Genomic DNA, 20126 nt, shown 5'->3' on the forward strand with positions numbered 1-20126 from the left:
AAGTCGCCCTCCGGTGGCGGGTCCGGCCCCTCACGGGGCGGAAGGCCCTCTCGCCGTTCCGGCGGCGATCTGTTTCCCGCAGGCACGCCCGCCGGCGCCAGTCCCCGATGGCGGCGGCGCGGGCGCGATGCGGGCGGTCGGCCGCCTCAGGCGCCCGCGCGTTCGGCCGCGCGGTCGATGGCGGCGTGGATCTTGCGGGTCAGCGCGTCCTGCTTGGACTTCGACACGATCTTCAGGCCGAACAGGTCCTTCACGTAGAAGCTGTCGACGACCTGCACGCCGTAGGTCGCGATCACGGCCTGCGCGATGGAGATGTTGGCGTTCGCGAGCGCCTGCGTCAGGTCGTAGAGCAGGCCGGGCCGGTCGCGGGTATCGACCTCGATGATCGTGTAGATGTCCGATCCCTCGTTGTCGAAGCTGATGTTGGTGGCGACGCGGAAGCGGCGTTCGCGCTTCTTGATCTCGCGGCCTTCGAGCTCGCGCCGCGTGGCGACCTCGCCATGGAGGATGCGCTGGATCATCGAGCGCAGGCGCGGCAGGCGGAAAGATTCGTAGGGGTGCCCGTCGGCATCCTGAAGCCAGAACACGCTCGTCGCGTAGCCGTCCCGCGAGGTGTAGGTCCGCGCGTCGACGATGTCGGCGCCCACGAGGCTGAGCGCGCCGGCCAGCCGCGAGAAGATGCCGGGATGGTCCTGGCAGGCCATGAGCACGCGGGTCGCGTCGCGCTCCTCGTCGGCCTCGAGGTCGAAGCGGATCTCGCCCGCGCCCAGCCCGTCGAGGAGCGAGGCGAACTTGACCTGCGCGGCGGTCGGGATGCCCTGCCAGTAGGGGCCGTAATGGCGGGCGATCTCCGCGCGCTTCTGGCCCTCGGTCCAGTTCGCCATCGCCTCCCGGAAAAGTTGCTTGGCGCGCTTCTCGCGGGTCTCTCGGTTGACGTCCTCCAGCCCGTTCTCCAGCGCGGCCGCGGTGGCGCGGTGCAGCGCGCGCAGCATCTGCGCCTTCCAGTTGTTCCACACGTTCGGACCGACCCCGCGGATGTCGCAGACGGTGAGGACGGTCAGCAGGTCGAGCCGCTCGCGCGTCTTCACGGCCTTGGCGAAGTCGCGGATCGTCCGCGGGTCGGAGATGTCGCGTTTCTGCGACATGTCGGACATCAGCAGGTGGTGGCGCACCAGCCATTCCACCGTCTCCGCCTCGCGCGGGCGCAGGCCGAGGCGCGGCCCGACGCTGCGCGCGATGCGGGCACCGAGGATGGAATGATCCTCGGGCCGGCCCTTGCCGATGTCGTGCAGCAGCAGCGCGGTATAAAGGATGCGGCGGCTGATCCCCGCATCGAGGATCGAGGTGACCAGCGGCAGGGATTCGGAAAGCTCGCCCCGCTCGATCTGCGCGAGGTTGGAGATCACCTGGATCGTGTGCTCGTCCACCGTGTAGGCGTGATACATGTTGAACTGCATCATCGCGACGATGGGCGCGAATTCGGGAATAAAGGCGGACAGCACCTCAAGCTCGTTCATGCGGCGCAGGGCGCGCTCGGGATTGCCGTGCTTCAGCAGCAGGTTCATGAACATCCGCGCCGCCGCCGGCGACTCCCGGAGGTTGCGGTCGATCAGGTGCAGGTTCGCCGCCACCAGCCGCATCGCGTGCGGATGCAGGAACATGCCGATGCGCAGCGCCTCGTCGAAGATGCCCAGCATGTTGAGCGGCTGCGCGAGGAACGCCGCCTCGTCGGCCGCGTCGAGCCGGCCCTGACGCTCCACGAAGGGCTCGCGGATCCGGCGGCGGCGCTTGAGCAGGCCGAGCAGCGCCGGCTCCCGCTTCACGTTGTCGGCCTCCAGCGCGACCAGAAGGATCCGCGTCAGCTCGCCGACGCGGGTGGCGTGGCGGAAGTAATCCTGCATGAAATGCTCGACGGCGCGGCGGCCGGCATGGTCGCGGTAGCCCATCGCGCCGGCCACATCGACCTGCATGTCGAAGGTCAGCACGTCGGCGGCGCGGTTGGCGATCAGGTGCATGTGACAGCGCACGCACCACAGGAACCGTTCCGCCCGCTCGAAGGCGTCGAACTCCTCGGCGGTGAACACGTCGAGCCGCACGAGTTCCGAGGTTTGCCGCACGTTGTAGCGGTACTTCGCGATCCAGTAGAGCGTCTGCAGATCGCGCAGCCCGCCCTTCGCCTCCTTCACGTTCGGCTCGAGGATGTAGCGCTGGCCACCGTGTCTTTGCAGGCGCTGCTCGCGCTCGGCGAGCTTGGCCTCGATGAAGTCGGCGGTGGTCCCGCGGAACAGATCCCGCCAAAGGCGCACCGTGAGCGTGCCGGGCAACGCCGCGTCGCCGCAGATCTGCCGCCGTTCGAGGAGCGCGGTGCGGATCGTGTAATCCTCGGTGGCGAGGCGGACGCAATCCTTCACCGTCCGGGTGGAATGGCCGACCTTCAGCTTCAGGTCCCACAGGATGTAGAGCATCGACTCGACGACGCTCTCCACCCAGGGGGTCCGCTTCCAGGGTGTCAGGAACAGGAGGTCCACGTCCGAATGGGGCGCCATTTCGCCCCGGCCGTAGCCGCCGACGGCGAGCACCGCGAAGCGCTCGCCTTCCGTCGGGTTCGGGCAGGGATGCAGGATGCGGGTCGCCACGAGCCAGGCGCATTGCACCAGACGGTCGGTGAGGTGGGCGTAGGACCGGGTGACGCGGCGGGCGCGAACGGGATCGGCCCGGAAGGCCGTCGCGATCCGTTCCCGGCCCCGGGCCTGCGCGTCGGCCAGGACGGCGACAACGGCGCGGCGCCGCGCGGTGCTATCGCCGCAGCCCGCGGCCGCGTCGACGGCGGCGAGAACGGCGGCGTCGTCGAACAGGGCGTCCGACGCGACGATCAGCGCCGCGTCGGGGGCCGGATCGGGAAGCCCGGTCGGGTGAAGGGCCGGGGCCGGGTCGTTACGACCCGGCGCCGCCGAAGGTGTTCGGGGCAGGACTGACCACCTGTATCTGTTGGTTCACGATCTGCGCGACGGCCAGGGCCCGGTCGTTGGTGCCGTCGCCGCGCAGGCGGAATACCCCGCCCGTGCCCGCGAAGCCAGCGCCGGAAGTCAGGGTGCCGCGTCCGACCGTCCGGCCCTGTCCCGCGATCGCGCCGATCGCCGCCACGCCGTCATAGGCGAGGCTCGCGAGCGAGTGCGGCTGCGTGCCGTAGGCGGCGGCGTAGCGGGCGTTGAACTGCGCCATCGGCCCCGGATCGGGCAGCGCGAAGTAGCCGCCCTGCAGCCCCGGCAGCGACAGGGCGTCGGTCGGGATGTCCCAGCGTGTGAGACCGAGGAAGCGCGTCTCCTCGTCGCCCAGCCCCTGCTCGCTCAGGAGCGCGGAGATCACGGGCAGGTCGCCGGAGGTGTTGCCGGTGAGGAACACCGCGTTGGTGCCCGTCGCCTCCGCGCGCTCCACGATCTGCGGCGCGACGGCCGCGATCCCCTGCTGGCTGAGCTGATAGGGGACCGCGCCGGTGATCTGCGCGCCGCTGCCGCGGGCGGCGGTCTGAACGGCGGCGTTGGCGATCCGCCCGTTCTCGTCGTCGGCATGGGTGACGAGCACGCGGTTGCGCCCCTGCGCGGCGGCGAAGCCGAGCACCCGGCGGGCCGTGTTCTCGAAGGTGTTGCCGAGAACCCAGACGTTGCCGCCGGCGACCGAGGTGTTGTTCGAGAAGCTCAGCACCGGTACGCCGGATCCCGCCGCCGCCACGCCCGCGGCGGCGGCGTTGTCGGCGTAGAGCGGGCCGAGGATGACCTGCGCGCCCGCCGCGAGCGCCGCGTTCGCGGCCGAGGTCGCACCGGCGGGCGTGCCCTGCGTCGCATAGACATCCAGCGTCACCGACCCGCCGCCGAGATCCGCCACCGCGAGGCGCGCGGCGTTCTCGAGACTCCGCGCCACCACCGCGTCGGTCGACCGGGACGAGCCCTGCGGCACGAGGAGCGCCACCCGGACCGGTCCGTCGCCCCGCACCCCGTCCGCGCCGGAGCCGGAGACGATCGGCCCGGCGACGTTGCACGCGGCGAGCGTGGCGGAGGCCGCGACGAGGGTCGCGCCCTTGCGCGTCCGGCGCATGAATGAGACGAGTCTGGCGCGAAGGCCGCGGATTGACATGGCGTGATCTCCCGGAAACCGCCCCCTTCCGGGTGCGTAACGTCGCCGCGACGCTAGTGCGACGGACGAGGCGAGTAAACGGCGGATGCGGGAGGGCGAGCGAATGGCGGAGATCGGCGGGATCGAGGCGGGACTGCACCTCGTCGCGGTGCCCATCGGCGCGGCGCGCGACATCACGCTGCGGGCGCTCGACCTTCTCGCCGGCGCGGACGTGCTCGCGGCCGAGGACACGCGCTCGCTTCGGCGGCTGATGGAGATCCACGGCGTCCCGCTCGGCGACCGGCCGCTTCTGGCTTATCACGATCACAACGGCGCGGCGGTGCGCCCGCGCCTGCTCGCGCTGCTCCGCGAGGGCAAGTCGGTGGCCTACGCGTCCGAGGCCGGCACGCCGCTCGTCGCCGATCCGGGGTTCCAGCTCGGCGTCGCCGCGCGGGCTGAGGGGTTGACCGTTCGCGCCGCGCCGGGGGCGAGCGCGGTGCTGGCCGCGCTCTGCGTCGCCGGGTTGCCCACCGACCGGTTCCTCTTCGCCGGGTTCCTGCCGCCGAAATCGGGGGCGCGGAAGGGGGCGCTGCGCGAGCTTGCCGCCGTGCCCGCGACGCTGGTCATTTACGAATCCCCGAAGCGACTCGCAGCGTTCCTGCGGGACGCGGCGGAGGTGCTGGGTTCACGGGAGGCGGCCGTGTGCCGGGAGCTTACCAAGCGGTTCGAGGAGGTGCGCCGCGGTCCGCTCGATACGCTGGCCGACGCCTATGCCGACGAGGCCCCGCGCGGCGAGATCGTCGTGGTCGTCGACCGCGCGGCGGCACGGGAGGCGGACCCCGAGGCGATGCGCGACGCGCTCCGGGCCGCGCTGGCGCAGGGCTCGGTCAAGACGGCCGCGAAGGAGGTCTCCGACGCATTCGGCGTGCCCCGGCGCGAGATCTACGAGATGGCGCTGGCGATCAGGGACGAGACGTGAGCGGCGCCGTTTCCTACCATGCCGGCCTCGCCGCCGAGGAGATCGTCGCCCGGCAGTACGAGGGCGAAGGCTACCGCATCCTTGCCCGGCGCTGGCGCGGACAGGGCGGCGAGATCGACGTGATCGCGGCGCGGGATGCGGAGACGGTCTTCGTCGAGGTCAAGGCCAGCGTGACCCACGCCGCCGCCGCGTGGCATTTGCGCCCGCGGCAGGCGCGGCGCCTTCTCGACGCCGCCGCCGAATACATGGGCACGCTGCCCGCCGGACAGAACAGCGCCGTGCGCTTCGACGTGGCGCTGGTCGACGGGCAGGGGCGGGTGGAGATCCTCGCCAACGCGATTTCGGCGTGATTGCCCCGGACCGCCCGTTGCGCCATCTAGCGCGGGACCGGACGAACGAAGGACTTCACCCATGACCAAATCGCTCAAGGTCGGCTTCCAGATGGACCCGGTCGAGCGCGTCGACAGCGACGCCGACAGCACCTTCCGCATCGCCGTCGAGGCCGAGGCGCGCGGCCATTCGCTCGTCTACTGGACGCCGGATCAGCTCATCTACGACGAGGGGCGCATCCGCGCGCATGGGCGGCCGATGGAGCTGCGCCGGGAGCGGGGCAACCACGTCACGCTGGGCGCGCCGGTGGATCTCGACCTGGCTGAGCTCGACGTCGTCTGGCTGCGGCAGGATCCGCCCTTCGATATGGCTTACATCACCAACACGCACCTGCTCGACCGCATCCATCCGGAAACGCTGGTTGTGAACGACCCGACCTGGGTGCGCGGCTGGCCCGAGAAGCTGATGGTGCTGGACTTTCCCGACCTCACGCCGCCCACGGCCATCGCCCGCGACCTGACCCGGCTCAAGGCCTTCCGCGAGCGCCACGGCGAGGTCATCCTGAAGCCGCTCTACGGCAACGGCGGCGCGGGCGTGTTCCACCTGAGCGAGCTCGACCGGAACCTCAACTCGTTGCACGAGCTCTTCAGCCAGATGACACGCGAGCCGCTGGTGATGCAGAAGTACCTGCCCGCCGTGACGAAGGGCGACAAGCGCATCATCCTCGTCGACGGGGAGCCTATCGGTGCCATCAACCGCGTGCCGGCGAAGGGCGAGACGCGCTCGAACATGCATGTCGGCGGCCGTGCCGAGAAGGTCGCGATGACCGACCGCGACCGCGAGATCTGCGCGGCCATCGGCCCGCGTCTGCGTGACGCCGGGCAGATCTTCGTCGGCATCGACGTGATCGGCGATTACCTGACCGAGATCAACGTCACCTCCCCTACCGGCCTGCAGGAACTCGAGCGTTTCGACGGCACGAACGGCGCGGCGCTGATCTGGGAGGCGATCGAGCGGCGGCGGTCCTAGCGACAAAGGATTCAGCCGGCGACGTTGCCCATCTCCGTCGACGATGATGACGAAGAAATCGTTTTCCGGAACGTAGTCATAGGACTGAAACGGTACTCGGTCGGATTGAAACGGAATGTCGTGTTCGGCCACGAACGAAGGAATGTAGTCGTATTCGGAGACGATGCAGAATCGTTCCGCGTGGGGGAACGTCGCGGCAAGCGGGGTCGTCTCCGCATCGAACAGGCCATCGATGATCGCCGATCGATCTGGTACGGTGAACGGGGCCAGAAAAACAAGGATGCCCACGGCGATCAGGAAGATCGAGAAATCCGAGGGACCTTTCTTCTCTGTCTGGTTTCTACTCGTTTGAACAGCGATCCGTGTTGTCCTTTGGTTCCTTGAGTCTCGCTGCTGCGGCAGGGATCAAGCGGCCACCAGCCGGTAGGACAGCGCCTCCGCCACATGCGGGCGGCGCACTGTCCCGGCCCCGCCCAGGTCGGCGATGGTGCGGGCGACCTTCAGGACGCGGTGGTAGCCGCGGGCCGAGAGGTTGAAGCGCTCGACCGCCTGCAGGAGCATCGCGCGGCCCTCCGCGTCCGGGGCGGCGACCTCCATCAGCGCGTCGCCGGCGATGTCGGCGTTGACGGTGACGCCCGCGATCCCGTCGTAGCGCGCCGCCTGGGTCTCGCGCGCGGCGGCGACCCGGGCAGCGACCGTGGCGGAGGTCTCGCCCGACGCCGGGAGAGACAGATCCGAAACCTCGACGGCGGGCACTTCGAGGCGGAGGTCGAAGCGGTCCATCAGAGGGCCGGAGATCTTGCCGATGTAATCCTCGCCACAGGCGGGTGCCCGGGTGCAGGCGCGTTCGGGGTCGAAGAGCAGGCCGCAGCGGCACGGGTTCGCGGCGGCGACGAGCAGGAAGCGGCACGGATAGCGCACATGCGCGTTGGCCCGCGCGATGACGACCTCGCCGGTTTCGATGGGTTGTCGCAAGGTTTCCAGAACCGCGCGCGGGAACTCGGGAAACTCGTCCATGAACAGCACGCCGTGATGCGCGAGGCTGATCTGCCCCGGCCCGGCGCGCTTGCCGCCACCGGCGATGGCCGCGACGGAGGCGGTGTGATGCGGCTCCTGAAACGGGCGGCGGTGCAGGATGCCGCCCTCGTCGAGCGTGCCGGCCAGCGAATGGATCATCGAGGTCTCGAGGGACTCCATTGCCGAAAGCGGCGGCAGGAGGCCGGGCAGCCGGGCGGCGAGCATCGACTTCCCCGCACCGGGCGGGCCGACCATGAAAAGGTGGTGCCGCCCGGCCGCCGCGATCTCGAGCGCCCGCTTGGCGCGATCCTGTCCGCGCACGTCGCGCAGGCACGGCCCGTCCGGCGCGGCGGCGACATGGCCCCGGCGTGCCTGCGGCAGCGGGTTGTTCCCGGTCAGGTGGTCGATCAGCACCTTGAGCGACGGCGCCGCGTAGACCGAGGCCGCCCCGACCCAGGCCGCCTCCGGGCCGCAGCCCTCGGGGCAGAGGAGGTCCGCGTCGAGCGCGGCCGCCGACATCGCCGCGGGCAGGGCGCCCGCCACCGCCACGAGCCCGCCGTCGAGCGACATCTCGCCCAGACTCACAGCGCGGGCGACCGGGCCGGCGGGCACGATCTCCAGCGCGGCCAGGAGCGACAGCGCGATGGGCAGGTCGAAATGCGCCCCCTCCTTCGGCAGGTCGGCGGGCGACAGGTTCACCGTCACCTTTCTCGAAGGCAGCGCGATGCCGAGTTCGGAAAGCGCGGTGCGGATGCGGTCCTTGGCCTCCGACACCGCCTTGTCGGGCAAGCCCACGATCGAGAAGCCCGGCAGGCCCGGCGTCACCGCGCATTGCACGTCGACGGGCCGCGCCTCCAGCCCCTCGAAGGCCACCGTGGTGGTGCGTGCGAGCATGTCCGTCTCCGCCTTTGCCCGGCCGGGCTAGTGGATCGGGCCTTGCGGTCCGGTTAACGGCTCAGGCGACGGGGAAGGGCGTAGTCGGCAGGCCCATGCCGTAATCGTCGTGTGTCAGGTCCGTTGAACGGTCGCGGAGACGGCGAAGGCGGCAAAGATCGGCCAGCCGCGAAGGCTCCGAAATGGCCCGGACCGGTCGCCGATCGGGAGGTCGTAGGTAACGGCCGCGGATTGCGTTCGCCGCCGCCCGGGGAAAACGCGATCACGGGACGCGGTTGGCGAAGACCGCGCGGGGGACGCCGGATGCGAGGTCGATCCGCGTCAGGCTCAGGTTGTCGATCCGCTGCGACAGCGCGTCGTAGGGGCGTTGCCCGGTCGCGCGGGCCCATTGCGTCAGGATCACACCCATATGCGCCACTACGATCAGGTCCGGCCCGGTCGTCAGCCGGTCCAGTGTCGCGGCGACCCGGGCGGAGACGTCGTTCCAGGATTCCCCGTTCGGCGCCCGGCGGTGACCCGGGTCGTCGAAATAGGCGCGAAGCTCCGGGCCGTCGATCTCGTCGAAGGGACGGTGGTCCCAGTCGCCGTAGTCGAACTCGCGCAGGTCGCGCTCGTGCGGCAGGCGGGGGCGGCCGCCCTCGATCGCGTCGGCGGTCGCTGCGGCGCGGATCAGGTCGCTGCTGACGACCGGCGCATGCGGAAGACAGGCGGCGAGACGGGCAAGCGCGGCCGCGTCCGACAGGTCGGCGGGCAGGTCGATATGGCCGACCATGCGTCGCGAATGGGTCGGTCCGTGACGGATGAGCCAGAGCCGCGTCACTTCAGGCGCTGCGGCAGTCCGGCGGTGACGAGCACGGCCGCGTCCATCGCCGCCGCCAGCCGCTGGTTCAACGCGCCCTGCGCCCGCTGGAACGCGCGGGCCAGCGCGTTGTCGGGCGTGACGCCGCCGCCCACATCGTTGCTGACCACAACGAAGCGGGCCGGGGCTTCGGCCATCGCCCCGATCCAGGCCTCGGCCGGCCCGTGCCAGTCGGCACCCTCCATCATCAGGTTCGCAAGCCACATCGTCGCGCAATCGACGAGCACAACCTGCTTCGGTCCGGCCCGGGCGCAGGTCGCGGCAAGATCGACCGGCGCTTCGACAAGCGTCCAGTCCGCCCCGCGCCGCGCGGCATGAAGATCGATCTTCGCCTTCATCTCGGCGTCGCCCGCGCGCGCCGTAGCCACGTAGACGTGATCCCCCGCCTGGCACCGCGTTTCACCCTCCGCCCAAAGGGATTTTCCGGATGCCGCGTGGCCGAGCACGAGGAGACCGCGCCAATCTGACACAGCGGAGGAACTTTTGCTCATTTCGAGGCGTAGTCCAGACAAGTTCGCTTTCAAGAGCCGCGCCGAACGGCCGCCGCTAAGATCCGATGGGAAGGACTTCGAATATGCCATTCGATTTCAACAGCGACACGTCCATGTCAAGGCGCGCCATGAAGGCCGAATTGCTTGATGCGGAGACGGAGTTACGGCTCGCCTATGCCTGGCGCGACCATCGCGATGAAGCGGCGCTGCATCGTCTGATCACGGCCTACATGCGGCTGGCGATCTCGATGGCGGCGAAGTTCCGGCGCTACGGCGCGCCGATGAACGACCTCATCCAGGAAGCCGGGCTGGGGCTGATGAAGGCGGCGGAGAAGTTCGATCCCGACCGCGGCGTGCGCTTCTCGACCTACGCGGTCTGGTGGATCAAGGCCTCGATCCAGGATCACGTCATGCGGAACTGGTCGATGGTCCGCACCGGCTCCACCTCCAGCCAGAAGTCGCTGTTCTTCAACCTGCGCCGGGTGCAGGCGCGGCTCGAGCGCGAGGCGCAGGCCGAGGGCGTGACGCTCGACCGGCATACGATGCGCGAACGGATCGCGACCGAGGTGGGCGTGCCCATCCACGACGTCGAGATGATGGAGGGACGGCTTTCCGGGTCCGACTTCAGCCTGAACGCCACGCAGAGCTCGGACGAGGACGGTCGCGAATGGATCGACGCGCTCGAAGATGACAGCGCGCAGGCCGACGAGACGGTGGCGCTGCGCCACGACAACGCGATGTTGCGGCAATGGCTCCTGAACGCGCTGGGGGCGCTCAACGAGCGCGAGCGGTTCATCATCCGCGAGCGCAAGCTGCGCGAGGATCCGCGAACGCTGGAATCGCTGGGCAACGAGTTGTCGCTGTCCAAGGAGCGCGTCCGCCAGCTCGAGGCCGCGGCGTTCGCCAAGATGCGGAAGACGCTCGAAAGGGAAAGCCGCGAGGTGATGGATTTCCTCGGGTGAAGGCGCTCGGCGCCGCGCTCGCATGGATCGCCGGCACGGCCGGGGCGCAGGATCTGCCCCCGGCCGACATCTATGTTCTGGGCGAGATCCACGACAATCCGGCGCATCACGCGGTGCAGGCCGATCTCGTGGCGCAGCTGGGCCCGGCGGCCATCCTCTTCGAGATGCTGAGCGACGAACAGGCCGTGCGGATCGGGCCGGACACGCCGCGCGATGCCGCGACGTTGGGCCCGCTCCTTGACTGGGCGGAAAGCGGCTGGCCCGACATCGCCTTCTACGCGCCGATCATGGCGGCGAGCGACGCGCCGATCCTCGGCGCCGCGGGCGAGGCGGGGGATCTGTCGGTCTACGGGCTCGCCGCAGCGTTGCCCCCGGAGGAACAGGAGGCGCGGGAACGCCTGCAGGCGGAGGCGCATTGCGGCGCGCTGCCCGAGGAGATGCTGCCCGACTTCGTCGCCCGTCAGCGCGCGATCGACGCGCAGTTTGCCGCACGCACGCTCGCGGCGCTCGACGCCCACGGCGCGCCGGTCGTGCTGATCGCCGGGAACGGTCACGCGCGGACCGATTGGGGCGTGCCGGCCGCCATCGCGCGGGTCCGCCCGGATCTCGCCGTCGTGGCCGTGGTGCAGGGGGAGGGCGATCCGACCGTGCCGGGCGACGTCGTCCTGCAGGCCGAGCCGCAGGTGCGGGGCGATCCCTGCGACGCCTTTCGCTGACCGGGCGGAGGGCCTAGACAGGCCCGGACGATCCGAGACGCGGGACCCCCCATGCTGTCCGACAAGACGATCCTTCTCATCATCGGCGGCGGCATCGCGGCGTTCCGTGCGCTCGAGCTGATCCGCCGGCTGCGCGAGCGCGGGGCGAAGGTAACGCCGGTCCTGACGTCCGGGGCGGAGGAATTCGTCACCCCGCTCTCGGTCTCGGCGCTGGCCGCATCCAAGGTCTATCGCAACCTCTTCGACCTGACCGACGAGGCGGAAATGGGTCATATCGAGCTCAGCCGGTCCGCCGATCTGATCCTCGTCGCGCCCGCGACGGCCAACCTCATGGCCAAGATGGCGGGCGGGATGGCCGACGACCTCGCCTCCACGTTGCTGCTCGCGACCGACACGCCGGTGATGATCGCGCCCGCGATGAACGTGCGGATGTGGGAACACCCTGCGACGCGGCGCAACCTCGCCACGCTCGAGGGCGACGGCATCCGCCGCGTGGGGCCCGACGAGGGGCCGATGGCCTGCGGCGAATACGGGGCCGGACGGCTGACGGAGGTGCCGGGGATCGTTGCGGCAGTGGAGGCGTTCTTCGCGGACGGGCCGCTGACCGGGCGGCATGTCGTCGTCACCTCCGGGCCGACGCACGAGGCGATCGACCCGGTCCGCTACATCGCCAACCGCTCCTCCGGCGCGCAGGGCACGGCGCTCGCGGCGGCGCTCCGCGACCTTGGCGCGCGGGTGACGTTCGTGACCGGCCCGGCGCGGGTCGCCCCGCCCGGGGGCGTCGACGTGGTGCGGGTGGAGAGTGCGGCGGAAATGGCGACGGCGGTCGCGGCGGCGATGCCGGCGGACGCGGCGGTGATGGCGGCGGCGGTGGCCGACTGGCGCGTCGCGAACGCAGGGGACCGGAAGCTGAAGAAGGGCGACGGCGGCGCGCCGGAGCTCGTCTTCGCGGAGAACCCGGACATCCTCGCCACCGTGTCGCGCGCCGCGGACCGGCCCGCCCTGGTCGTGGGCTTCGCGGCGGAGACGCACGACGTCGTGGCCCACGCGACGGCCAAGCGCGCGCGGAAGGGCTGCGACTGGATCGTCGCGAACGACGTCTCGCCGGGAACCGGCATCATGGGCGGGGCGGAGAACGCGGTGACGCTGATCACCGAGACCGGCGCGGAGGAATGGCCGCGAATGAGCAAGGCCGAGACCGCCCGGCGGCTGGCCACGCGGATCGCGGAGCGGCTCGCATGAGGCTCGCGGTGATGCGCGTCGCGGGGGCCGATCCGGACCTGCCGCTGCCGGACTACGCGACGGCGGGGGCGGCGGGGGCCGATCTGCGCGCCGATACCGGCGGGGCGCCGGTGATGCTTGCCCCCGGAACGCGCGCCCTGATCCAGACGGGCCTGCGCGTGGCGGTGCCGGAGGGCTACGAAATGCAGGTCCGCCCGCGTTCCGGCCTCGCGCTGACGCACGGGGTCACGGTCGCGAACGCGCCGGGCACGGTGGACAGCGACTATCGCGGGCCTCTCGGGGTCATCCTGATCAATCTTGGACGGACGGCCTTCGAGGTGAAGCACGGGATGCGGATCGCGCAGGCGGTCGTCGCCCCGGTCGTGCAGGTGACGTGGGAACCGGTGGAGACGTTGCCCGGAACGGCGCGGGGCGCGGGCGGGTTCGGCTCCACCGGGACGGGGGGCGCATGATCCTCGTCCTGATCCTCGCGGCGGCGATATGGGCGATCGGAAGCTGGCTCGGCATGCCGTTGCAGGCGCGGGCGATCATGCTCGCGCTGCTCTACGTCGCCGTCCTCTTTGTCCAGTTCGCGCTGCCCGATGGCCATGCGCTGCGCGAGTCCCTCGGCGGGGGGGCGGGCGAGTGGCTTGTGCTTGGCGGGCTCGTCGCGCTCGTGCTCGCCTACCGCACCGGGCTCGTCCGTGTGCGGGCCCGCGCCCGCGCGGTCGAATCCGAGCGGGATTCGGCGGCGGACGGGGAAGCGGGACCGCGCGACGCCTTCTCCGCCGTGGAGCTTGACCGCTACGCCCGCCACATCGTCCTGCGGGAGATCGGCGGGCCGGGGCAGCGCAGGCTGAAGGACGCCCGCGTGCTGGTTGTGGGCGCGGGGGGGCTCGGCTCGCCGGTGCTGCTCTACCTCGCAGCGGCCGGATTGGGGCGGATCGGAGTGATCGACGACGACACCGTGTCGCTGTCGAACCTGCAGCGGCAGGTCGTCCACGACGACGCGTCGGGCGGCCTGCCCAAGGTCTTCTCGGCCGAGCGGCGCCTTGCGGGGCTGAACCCCCATGTCGAGATCCGACCCTACAACCGCCGGCTGGATGCGAAGATCGCCGCCGATCTTCTGGGCGAATACGATCTGGTGATCGACGGCTCCGACAGCTTCGCCACCCGGCGGCTCGTCAACGATGCGGCGGTGGCGACCGGCACGCCGCTCCTCGCCGGGGCGATCACGCAATGGGAGGGGCAGGTGACGATCTACGACCCCGCCGCCGGCGCGCCGTGCCTCGCCTGCCTGTTCCCCGACGACCCCGCTCCGGGCCTTGTGCCCTCCTGCGCGGAAGCAGGCGTTGTCGGCGCGCTGCCCGGGATCGTCGGCTCGATCATGGCGCTCGAGGCCATCAAGGAGATCACGGGCGCGGGCACGACGCTGCGCGGCACCATGCTGCTCTGGGACGGGCTCGAGGCGGATGCGCGGCGGATCGCGGTGTCGCGCCGCCCCGACTGCCCGGTCTGCGGCGATGTGTGAGCCCGGCGCCCGGGGCGCGGCGATCCTCCTCGAGGCGGCGCGCTTCGCGGCGCGCGCGCATCACGGGCAGCGGCGCAAGGGCGGCGCGGATATTCCCTATGTCGATCACGTCCTCGACGTCGCGGCACGGCTGGCGGCGCATGCCGGGGACGAGGTTCTGATCCTCGCGGGGATCCTCCACGACACGATCGAGGATTGCGACGTGACCGAGGCCGACCTCGCGGCGCGGTTCGGGCCCGATGTCGCCGCGCTCGTCCTGGAGGTCACGGACGACACCTCGCTGCCCAAGGCCGAGCAGCGGCGGCGTCAGGAGGAGCACATCCGCCACGCCTCCGACCGGGCGAAGCGTCTCAAGATGGCGGACAAGACGAGCAACCTCGCCGCCATCGCCCGCACGCCGCCGGACTGGAGCGCGGAGCGGATGCAGGGCTACATCGACTGGGCACTGCGCGTGATCGACCCGGTGCGGGGCCTCGACCCCGAACTCGAGGCGCGCTTCGACGTCGCGGTGGCGGCGGCCCGGGCGGTGGCCGCGCGACGGTGAGCTTGCGCCCCGCGCGGGCGGTGCATCATCGTCCCGGATCGCAGGAGGCACGCCATGAAGCCTGCCATCGCCGCGCTTCTCGCGCCGGCCCTGCCTGCCGCGGCGCAGGACCTGCCCGATCTTGGCGGCCGGACGGTCACGATCGCCACGGAGGACGCCTATCCGCCGCCTCGGTTTCGCGACCCGGCCTCGGGTGAAGCCGTCGGCCGGGGAACACGACGCGATGGCCGAGATCGCGGCGCGCCGCCGGGCAACGACGTCGTGGCGATGGTGAAGGACAGCTCGCCGGTCTCGGTCGTGGGCGTGCTCGACATGGCGCAGCTGGGCAAGCTCACCGCGGCGTCGAACTTCCGCTACTTCGAGACCTACGACGTGGCCGCGCTTCTTTATCCCGCGATGACGCTCCTGCTGTCGTTCGAGCGGCTGGAGCGGGGGGCCCGGGCGAAGGAAGGGGTCATGCGACGCGGCGGTCGTCCGAAGCCTCCACGGGCACGAGGGCGCGAACGAGGTCGCGCATGTGCAGGAGGCCCACCTGCCGTCCGTCCTCCATCACGCGGTAATGGAGCGCGGTGTCGCCGCCGGACAGGGCGATCACGCGCTCGAGATTGGAGCCGGCGTCGATCTCGCCGGCCACGCCCTCGTTCCTGCGGTCGGTCCGCTCCATCACCGAGCGCACGCGAAGGACGCGGGCGCGATTGATGTCGGAGATGAAGTCCACGATGTAGGGGTCGTTCGGATGCAGGAGAATCTCCTGCGGCTCCCCCTGCTGCACGATGGCGCCGTCCTTCAGGATCACAAGATGGTCGGCGAGCTTCAGCGCCTCGTCGAGATCGTGGGTGATGAAGACGATGGTCTTGTGCAGCTCCCGCTGAAGCTCCAGCAGCAGCGCCTGCATGTCGGTGCGGATCAACGGGTCGAGCGCGCTGAACGCTTCGTCCATCAGCATGATCTCGGAATCCGAGGCCAGCGCGCGGGCGATCCCGACCCTTTGCTGCATGCCGCCCGAGAGCTGTCCGGGATAGTGGTCCTCGTATCCGTCGAGCCCGACGCGGCCCAGCCATTTGCGCCCCTCGCTATCGACGATCCCGGCGCCCTCGCCCCGGACGCGGCGCGACATGCCGGCATTGGCCAGCACCGTCTGGTGCGGGAACAGGGCGAACTTCTGGAACACCATCGACATGGTGGTCTGGCGGAGCTTCGCGAGGCGGGCGTCGCCGTAGTCGAGCACGTTCTCCCCGTCGACGAGCACTTCCCCCGTGGTCGGGTCGATCAGGCGGTTGAGGTGCCGGATCAGGGTCGACTTGCCGGAGCCCGACAGCCCCATGATCACCGTGATCTCGCCCGCGCGGATGTCGACGTTGATGTCCTGCAGGCCCAGCACGTGGTTGTGCCGCTCCAGCAGATCGGTCTTGGTCATGCCCGCCTCGACATGGCGCATCATGGCCTTCGGGGTCGGCCCGAAGATCTTGTAGAGCCGCCGGATCGCGACCTTGACGTCCCCCGCGCCGCTCACGACCGCACGCTCGCGTCGATGCGGCTCAGCGCGGCCTTGGTGGAGCGGTCGAGCAGGATCGCGAGCAGCACGATGCAGAAGCCCGCGACGAAGCCGACGCCAAGCTCGAGGTTGCGGATGCCGGCCAGCACCTTCACCCCGAGCCCGGGCGCGGAGATGAGCGAGGCGATCACCACCATCGCGAGCGACATCATGATCGTCTGGTTCACGCCGGCCATGATGTTCGGCAGCGCCAGCGGGATCTGCACGCGCCAGAGCTTCTGGCGCTGCGACATGCCGAACGCGTCCGCCGCCTCGATCACGTCGCGGTCGACGAGGCGGATGCCGAGATCGGTCAGGCGGATCACCGGAACGATGGCGTAGAGGATGATGGCGATCCCGTAGATCTTCGATTCCGTGACCGAGAAGAGGTAGATCAGCGGGATCAGGTAGACGAAGGTCGGCAGCGTTTGAAGGATGTCGAGGATCGGGATCACCGTCCGTTGCAGCGCGTTCGAGCGCGACATCGCGATGCCGACGGGAATGCCGAGCACGATCGAGACGATGGTGCAGACGAAGATGATCGAAAGCGTGCGGATGGCATCGTCGTAGAAGTCGATGAACGCCATGAACAGGAACGAGACGAGCACGAAGAGCGTCACGCCGATCCGGCGCGCGGCGAACCACGTCGCGGCAACGAGAATCGGGATCATGATGAACCACGGAATGTCCTGGAACATCTCGAGCGAGAGGTCGAGCATCCAGCTCAGCGGCTGCGTGACCGGGTCGAGAACGGTCTTGAGCGCATCCTTGACCGAGAGGAAGCCGCTTTCGACCGCCTCCGTCATGTCGCGGGAACGGGGGATCGCGGCGCAGGAGCGGTTGAGCGTGTCGAGAGAGGGGAACGGCGTCTGCAGGAGCGGCACGGACGCCTCGGCGCCCTCCGCCGCGCCGGTGCCGTTCGCGCGGGCGAGCAGTTCGGCCATCGTCATCGGGCCGTCGGTCGCGCCGCCGCCGCACCACGTCTCGAGCCCCAGCGTTTCGAAGAGCCCGTCATAGGTCGCCATTCACGTTCCCCGTCCGAATATGCTCGCGGCTCGGGTCTCGCGCCCTTCGCCGGATGCGGATGCGGGCCCCGCTCCGGGTTCTACTGGATCAGCGCCGAAAGGTTCTCGCGCGCCGCGTCGTTCACCCATTGCGACCAGATGTCCGAGTTATTGCTCAGGAAGTACACGGCGGTCTCATCGGCGGACGCGCTGTTCTCCTCCTGCCAGGCGAGCAGGCCGTTCATCTGCTCGTTGGTGAAGGCGAGGTTCGACAGCATCTCCGTGACCTCGGGGTGGCTTTCCACGAAGTCGGGGGTCACGACCGTCTTCACCGGGGCGGGCGGGAAGGAGGACATGCCGACCTCCTCGCAATCCGGGTCGGCGTTGCAGGCATGCGCTTCGGCATCGTAGGGACCGAGGTCGACCTGCACCATCTCGTACTGGCCGAGGATCGAGGTCGGCGCCCAGTAGTAGCCGAGCCAGGGCTCCTCGTTCTCGTAGGCCGAGGCGATCGAGGTCGCCATGGTCTCGCCGGACCCGTGCTGGAAGATCTCGAAGCCCGAATCGTCGAAGCCGGTCGCGCGGAAGATGCCGTTGTTGATGTTCTTGCAGCCCCAGCCCTCGGGGCATTGGTGGAAACGAGCCCCGGCCAGCTCGGGATTGGCCATCAGCCCCTCGATCGTGGTCAGTTCGGGATGCGCGTCGGCGAGGTATTTCGGGATCCACCAGCCGTCGACGCCCCCGTCGGAGAGCACGTCGGTCAGGGTCGCGATCGACCCTTCCTCGTGCATCTCGTCATAGATCGGCGTGCCGTTGGTCCAGAGCTCGGTCACGATGTCGGGCTCTCCGGTCTCGGCCACGGAGACCAGGGCGGGGACGTTTGAGGAGGGGACGACGCGCACGTCGCAGCCATAGCCCTGCGCCATGAGGAAGTCGGCGACGCTGGTAACGACCGCGGCGGAGGCCCAGTTCATCTCGGTGATCGTGACCTCGCCGCAATCCTGCTGCGCGAAGGCGGCCCCGCCGAGGGCCGCACCGGCCGCGACGACGGCGGTGGTGAGCAATGTCTTCATTTGTCACTTACTCCCTGTCGAGGATGACCTCCGCGCACCGGCGGCGACCGAAGGCGGCACCATGTCCTAGCGGCCTGTTACAAACCCGTGTTTGTTCGAGGGTTCGCACGAAACGTTGCAAGGGTCCGCCAAGAGGTCAACCGGCTTCGGGCCAGGCTTTCGTCAGAACGCGACGTCCACGCCGGGCAGGTTCAGCGCCCGGAGAAGGTCGCGGACCTCCTGGCGGGCGGCGATGTTCGACAGGTTGAGGTTGGAGATGCCGATGTCGCGCAGGTCGAGCAGCGTCATGCCCCGCGGGAACAGCTCCCGGAAGATGACCCGCTCCGAGAAGCCGGGTGCGACGCGGAAGCCGATCCGGCTCGACAATTCCTCGAGCGCCTGGCCCATCTTGCGCTTGTTGTGCATTTCCTGCGCGCCGAGGCGGTTGCGCAGCACGATCCAGTCGATGGCGCGCAGCCCGGCCTTCGCGCGCAGCTGCCGGGCGTGCCACACCATCTCGGAATAGACGGAGGGACCGAGGATCCGGCCCGTCTCCGGCTCGATCCGGGCGAGCAGGTCGAAATCGACGAAGCTGTCGTTCAGGGGCGTGACCAGCGTATCGGCGAGGCTGTGGGCGACTTGGCTCAGTCGCGTATGGCTGCCGGGGCAGTCGATGACGATGAAGTCGCAATCCGCCTCGAGCTCCGCGACGGCGAGACCGAGGGACTTGTCGAACGGACTCTCGCCCTCGTCGATCTCCGCCCGGTCCACTTTCGGCAGACCCGTCGCGCGTGGCGTCGGCAGCGCGATGTCGTTCTTCGCGGCGTAGTCCGTTCGGTTCTCGAGGTAGCGCGTGAAGGTGCGCTGCCGCAGGTCGAGGTCCAGCGCGCCGACCCGCTGCCCGGAGCGGGAGAGCGCGGTCGCGGTGTGCATGCAGGAAGTGGACTTGCCGGAGCCGCCCTTTTCGTTGCCGAACACGATGATGTGCGCCATGCCGCGATCCCCGGTCGTCGTCCGCGCGCCCGTCTTATGCGGCAGGCGTGGCGATGCCCAGAAACCGACCGTGTGACGGGTTCGGAAAAGCCCGGCCGATGACAAATACGTCGCGGTCCGAACGAAAGACGCCGCCCCGGGGGGGACGGCGTCGGTCGGTCGCGCGGGTGGCTGGCTCAGAAGCCGAGGCCGGCGTACTTGTTCTTGAACTTCGACACGCGGCCGCCGGTATCCATCAGGCGGGAGGTGCCGCCGGTCCAGGCCGGGTGCACGCTGGGGTCGATGTCGAGCGAGAGCTGGTCGCCCTCCTTGCCCCAGGTCGAGCGCATCTGGATGACCGTGCCGTCGACCAGCTTCACGTCGATCGTGTGGTATTCGGGATGCAGATCCTTCTTCACGACGCCTCTCCTTCGGTCTTCGGGGCACGGTAATTCGTTTGCTCCACGATCCGGGCCGATTTGCCGCGGCGGGTGCGGAGGTAGTAGAGCTTGGAGCGGCGGACGCGGCCGCGGCGCACCACGGTGATCTCGTCGATGTTGGTCGAGTGCAGCGGGAAAACGCGCTCCACGCCCTCCCCGAAAGAGATCTTGCGCACGGTGAACGAGCCGGCGATGCCGCCGCCATGCTTGCGGCTGATGCAGACACCTTCGTAGTTCTGCACCCGGGTCCGCGTCCCTTCGGTGACCTTGAAGCCGACACGGATGGTGTCGCCCGCCTTGAAGTCGGGGATCTTGTTGTCGAGCGCGGCGACTTGCTCCGCCTCGAGCTGTGCGATCAGGTCCATCGGACCCTCCTATGGCTACGACGCGGTTTGCCCGCGGATGATGTCCTGTGCCACGGCGGCACGGCTTTTCTTTGTT

The 20126-nt window shown here is 69.8% G+C and carries 20 protein-coding genes and 1 pseudogene; 10 read left to right on the forward strand and 11 right to left on the reverse strand.

Features of this window, described 5'->3' with window-relative positions; genetic code table 11:
- Positions 1-146 precede the first annotated feature (146 nt).
- Positions 147-2876 carry a [protein-PII] uridylyltransferase gene (locus Q1B08_RS06835; RefSeq protein ID WP_299816913.1) on the reverse strand — a complete coding sequence of 910 codons (2730 nt, stop codon included), beginning with the start codon at positions 2874-2876 and terminating at the stop codon, positions 147-149.
- A 58-nt stretch (positions 2877-2934) separates the two neighbouring features.
- The gene (locus Q1B08_RS06840; RefSeq protein ID WP_299816496.1) at positions 2935-4131 is read right to left on the reverse strand and encodes a penicillin-binding protein activator; all 1197 of its coding nucleotides are present in this window, start codon (positions 4129-4131) and stop codon (positions 2935-2937) included.
- Positions 4132-4234: 103 nt separating this feature from the next.
- Between Q1B08_RS06840 and rsmI the strand changes: the two genes are divergently transcribed.
- From rsmI to gshB, 3 genes are all read left to right on the forward strand, one after another.
- Positions 4235-5089, forward strand: a complete 855-nt coding sequence (gene rsmI / locus Q1B08_RS06845) for a 16S rRNA (cytidine(1402)-2'-O)-methyltransferase (protein ID WP_299816498.1) — start codon at positions 4235-4237, stop codon at positions 5087-5089.
- Positions 5086-5439, forward strand: coding sequence for a YraN family protein (locus tag Q1B08_RS06850; RefSeq protein WP_299816500.1), 354 nt, complete (start codon positions 5086-5088; stop codon positions 5437-5439). Before rsmI ends, Q1B08_RS06850 begins: the two co-directional genes overlap by 4 nt.
- A gap of 61 nt (positions 5440-5500) precedes the next feature.
- Positions 5501-6448 (forward strand): glutathione synthase, encoded by a 948-nt coding sequence (gene gshB / locus Q1B08_RS06855; RefSeq protein ID WP_299816502.1) that lies wholly within the window; start codon positions 5501-5503, stop codon positions 6446-6448.
- Between the two features lie 405 nt (positions 6449-6853).
- On the opposite strand, the gene Q1B08_RS06860 is transcribed toward gshB, so the two are convergent.
- From Q1B08_RS06860 to Q1B08_RS06870, 3 genes are all read right to left on the reverse strand, one after another.
- Entirely contained in the window at positions 6854-8359 is a 1506-nt protein-coding gene (locus Q1B08_RS06860) for a YifB family Mg chelatase-like AAA ATPase (RefSeq protein ID WP_299816504.1), read from the reverse strand.
- Positions 8360-8621: 262 nt separating this feature from the next.
- Positions 8622-9179, reverse strand: coding sequence for a histidine phosphatase family protein (locus Q1B08_RS06865; RefSeq protein ID WP_299816506.1), 558 nt, complete (start codon positions 9177-9179; stop codon positions 8622-8624).
- Complete coding sequence (locus Q1B08_RS06870; protein WP_299816508.1) at positions 9176-9688, reverse strand: bifunctional adenosylcobinamide kinase/adenosylcobinamide-phosphate guanylyltransferase; 513 nt, start codon at positions 9686-9688, stop codon at positions 9176-9178. Before Q1B08_RS06870 ends, Q1B08_RS06865 begins: the two co-directional genes overlap by 4 nt.
- Positions 9689-9792: 104 nt before the next feature.
- On the opposite strand from Q1B08_RS06870, the gene Q1B08_RS06875 reads away from it, so the two are divergent.
- The 7 genes and pseudogenes from Q1B08_RS06875 to Q1B08_RS06910 form a co-directional block, all read left to right on the forward strand.
- Positions 9793-10671: an RNA polymerase factor sigma-32 gene (locus Q1B08_RS06875; protein WP_299816510.1), complete on the forward strand. Its 879-nt coding sequence runs from the start codon at positions 9793-9795 to the stop codon at positions 10669-10671.
- Entirely contained in the window at positions 10668-11387 is a 720-nt protein-coding gene (locus tag Q1B08_RS06880; protein ID WP_299816512.1) for a ChaN family lipoprotein, read from the forward strand. Before Q1B08_RS06875 ends, Q1B08_RS06880 begins: the two co-directional genes overlap by 4 nt.
- 51 nt (positions 11388-11438) lie before the next feature.
- Complete coding sequence (gene coaBC, locus Q1B08_RS06885; protein WP_299816514.1) at positions 11439-12629, forward strand: bifunctional phosphopantothenoylcysteine decarboxylase/phosphopantothenate--cysteine ligase CoaBC; 1191 nt, start codon at positions 11439-11441, stop codon at positions 12627-12629.
- The gene (dut, locus tag Q1B08_RS06890) at positions 12626-13081 is read left to right on the forward strand and encodes a dUTP diphosphatase (RefSeq protein WP_299816516.1); all 456 of its coding nucleotides are present in this window, start codon (positions 12626-12628) and stop codon (positions 13079-13081) included. The genes coaBC and dut overlap by 4 nt, the downstream gene beginning before the upstream one ends.
- Entirely contained in the window at positions 13078-14139 is a 1062-nt protein-coding gene (locus Q1B08_RS06895) for a HesA/MoeB/ThiF family protein (RefSeq protein WP_299816518.1), read from the forward strand. The genes dut and Q1B08_RS06895 overlap by 4 nt, the downstream gene beginning before the upstream one ends.
- On the forward strand, positions 14132-14683 hold the full coding sequence (locus Q1B08_RS06900; protein WP_299816519.1) for an HD domain-containing protein: 552 nt from the start codon (positions 14132-14134) through the stop codon (positions 14681-14683). The genes Q1B08_RS06895 and Q1B08_RS06900 overlap by 8 nt, the downstream gene beginning before the upstream one ends.
- A gap of 243 nt (positions 14684-14926) precedes the next feature.
- Positions 14927-15097 (forward strand): annotated as a pseudogene (locus Q1B08_RS06910) (amino acid ABC transporter permease); the annotation flags it as partial.
- Between the two features lie 40 nt (positions 15098-15137).
- Here the strand turns inward: Q1B08_RS06910 and Q1B08_RS06915 are convergent.
- From Q1B08_RS06915 to rplS, 6 genes are all read right to left on the reverse strand, one after another.
- Positions 15138-16196 carry an ATP-binding cassette domain-containing protein gene (locus tag Q1B08_RS06915; RefSeq protein WP_299816521.1) on the reverse strand — a complete coding sequence of 353 codons (1059 nt, stop codon included), beginning with the start codon at positions 16194-16196 and terminating at the stop codon, positions 15138-15140.
- Positions 16193-17242: an ABC transporter permease subunit gene (locus tag Q1B08_RS06920; protein ID WP_299816523.1), complete on the reverse strand. Its 1050-nt coding sequence runs from the start codon at positions 17240-17242 to the stop codon at positions 16193-16195. The genes Q1B08_RS06915 and Q1B08_RS06920 overlap by 4 nt, the downstream gene beginning before the upstream one ends.
- 80 nt (positions 17243-17322) lie before the next feature.
- Positions 17323-18294: an ABC transporter substrate-binding protein gene (locus tag Q1B08_RS06925; protein ID WP_299816525.1), complete on the reverse strand. Its 972-nt coding sequence runs from the start codon at positions 18292-18294 to the stop codon at positions 17323-17325.
- Between the two features lie 162 nt (positions 18295-18456).
- Complete coding sequence (locus tag Q1B08_RS06930) at positions 18457-19266, reverse strand: division plane positioning ATPase MipZ (protein ID WP_299816527.1); 810 nt, start codon at positions 19264-19266, stop codon at positions 18457-18459.
- 176 nt (positions 19267-19442) lie between these two features.
- Positions 19443-19664: a 50S ribosomal protein L31 gene (rpmE, locus tag Q1B08_RS06935; RefSeq protein WP_299816529.1), complete on the reverse strand. Its 222-nt coding sequence runs from the start codon at positions 19662-19664 to the stop codon at positions 19443-19445.
- A complete protein-coding gene (gene rplS / locus Q1B08_RS06940) occupies positions 19661-20050 on the reverse strand; it encodes a 50S ribosomal protein L19 (protein ID WP_299816531.1) in 390 nt (129 codons plus the stop codon). The genes rpmE and rplS overlap by 4 nt, the downstream gene beginning before the upstream one ends.
- Between the last annotated feature and the right edge of the window lie 76 nt (positions 20051-20126).

The organism is uncultured Jannaschia sp., from assembly GCF_947494025.1.
GTDB lineage: Bacteria > Pseudomonadota > Alphaproteobacteria > Rhodobacterales > Rhodobacteraceae > Jannaschia.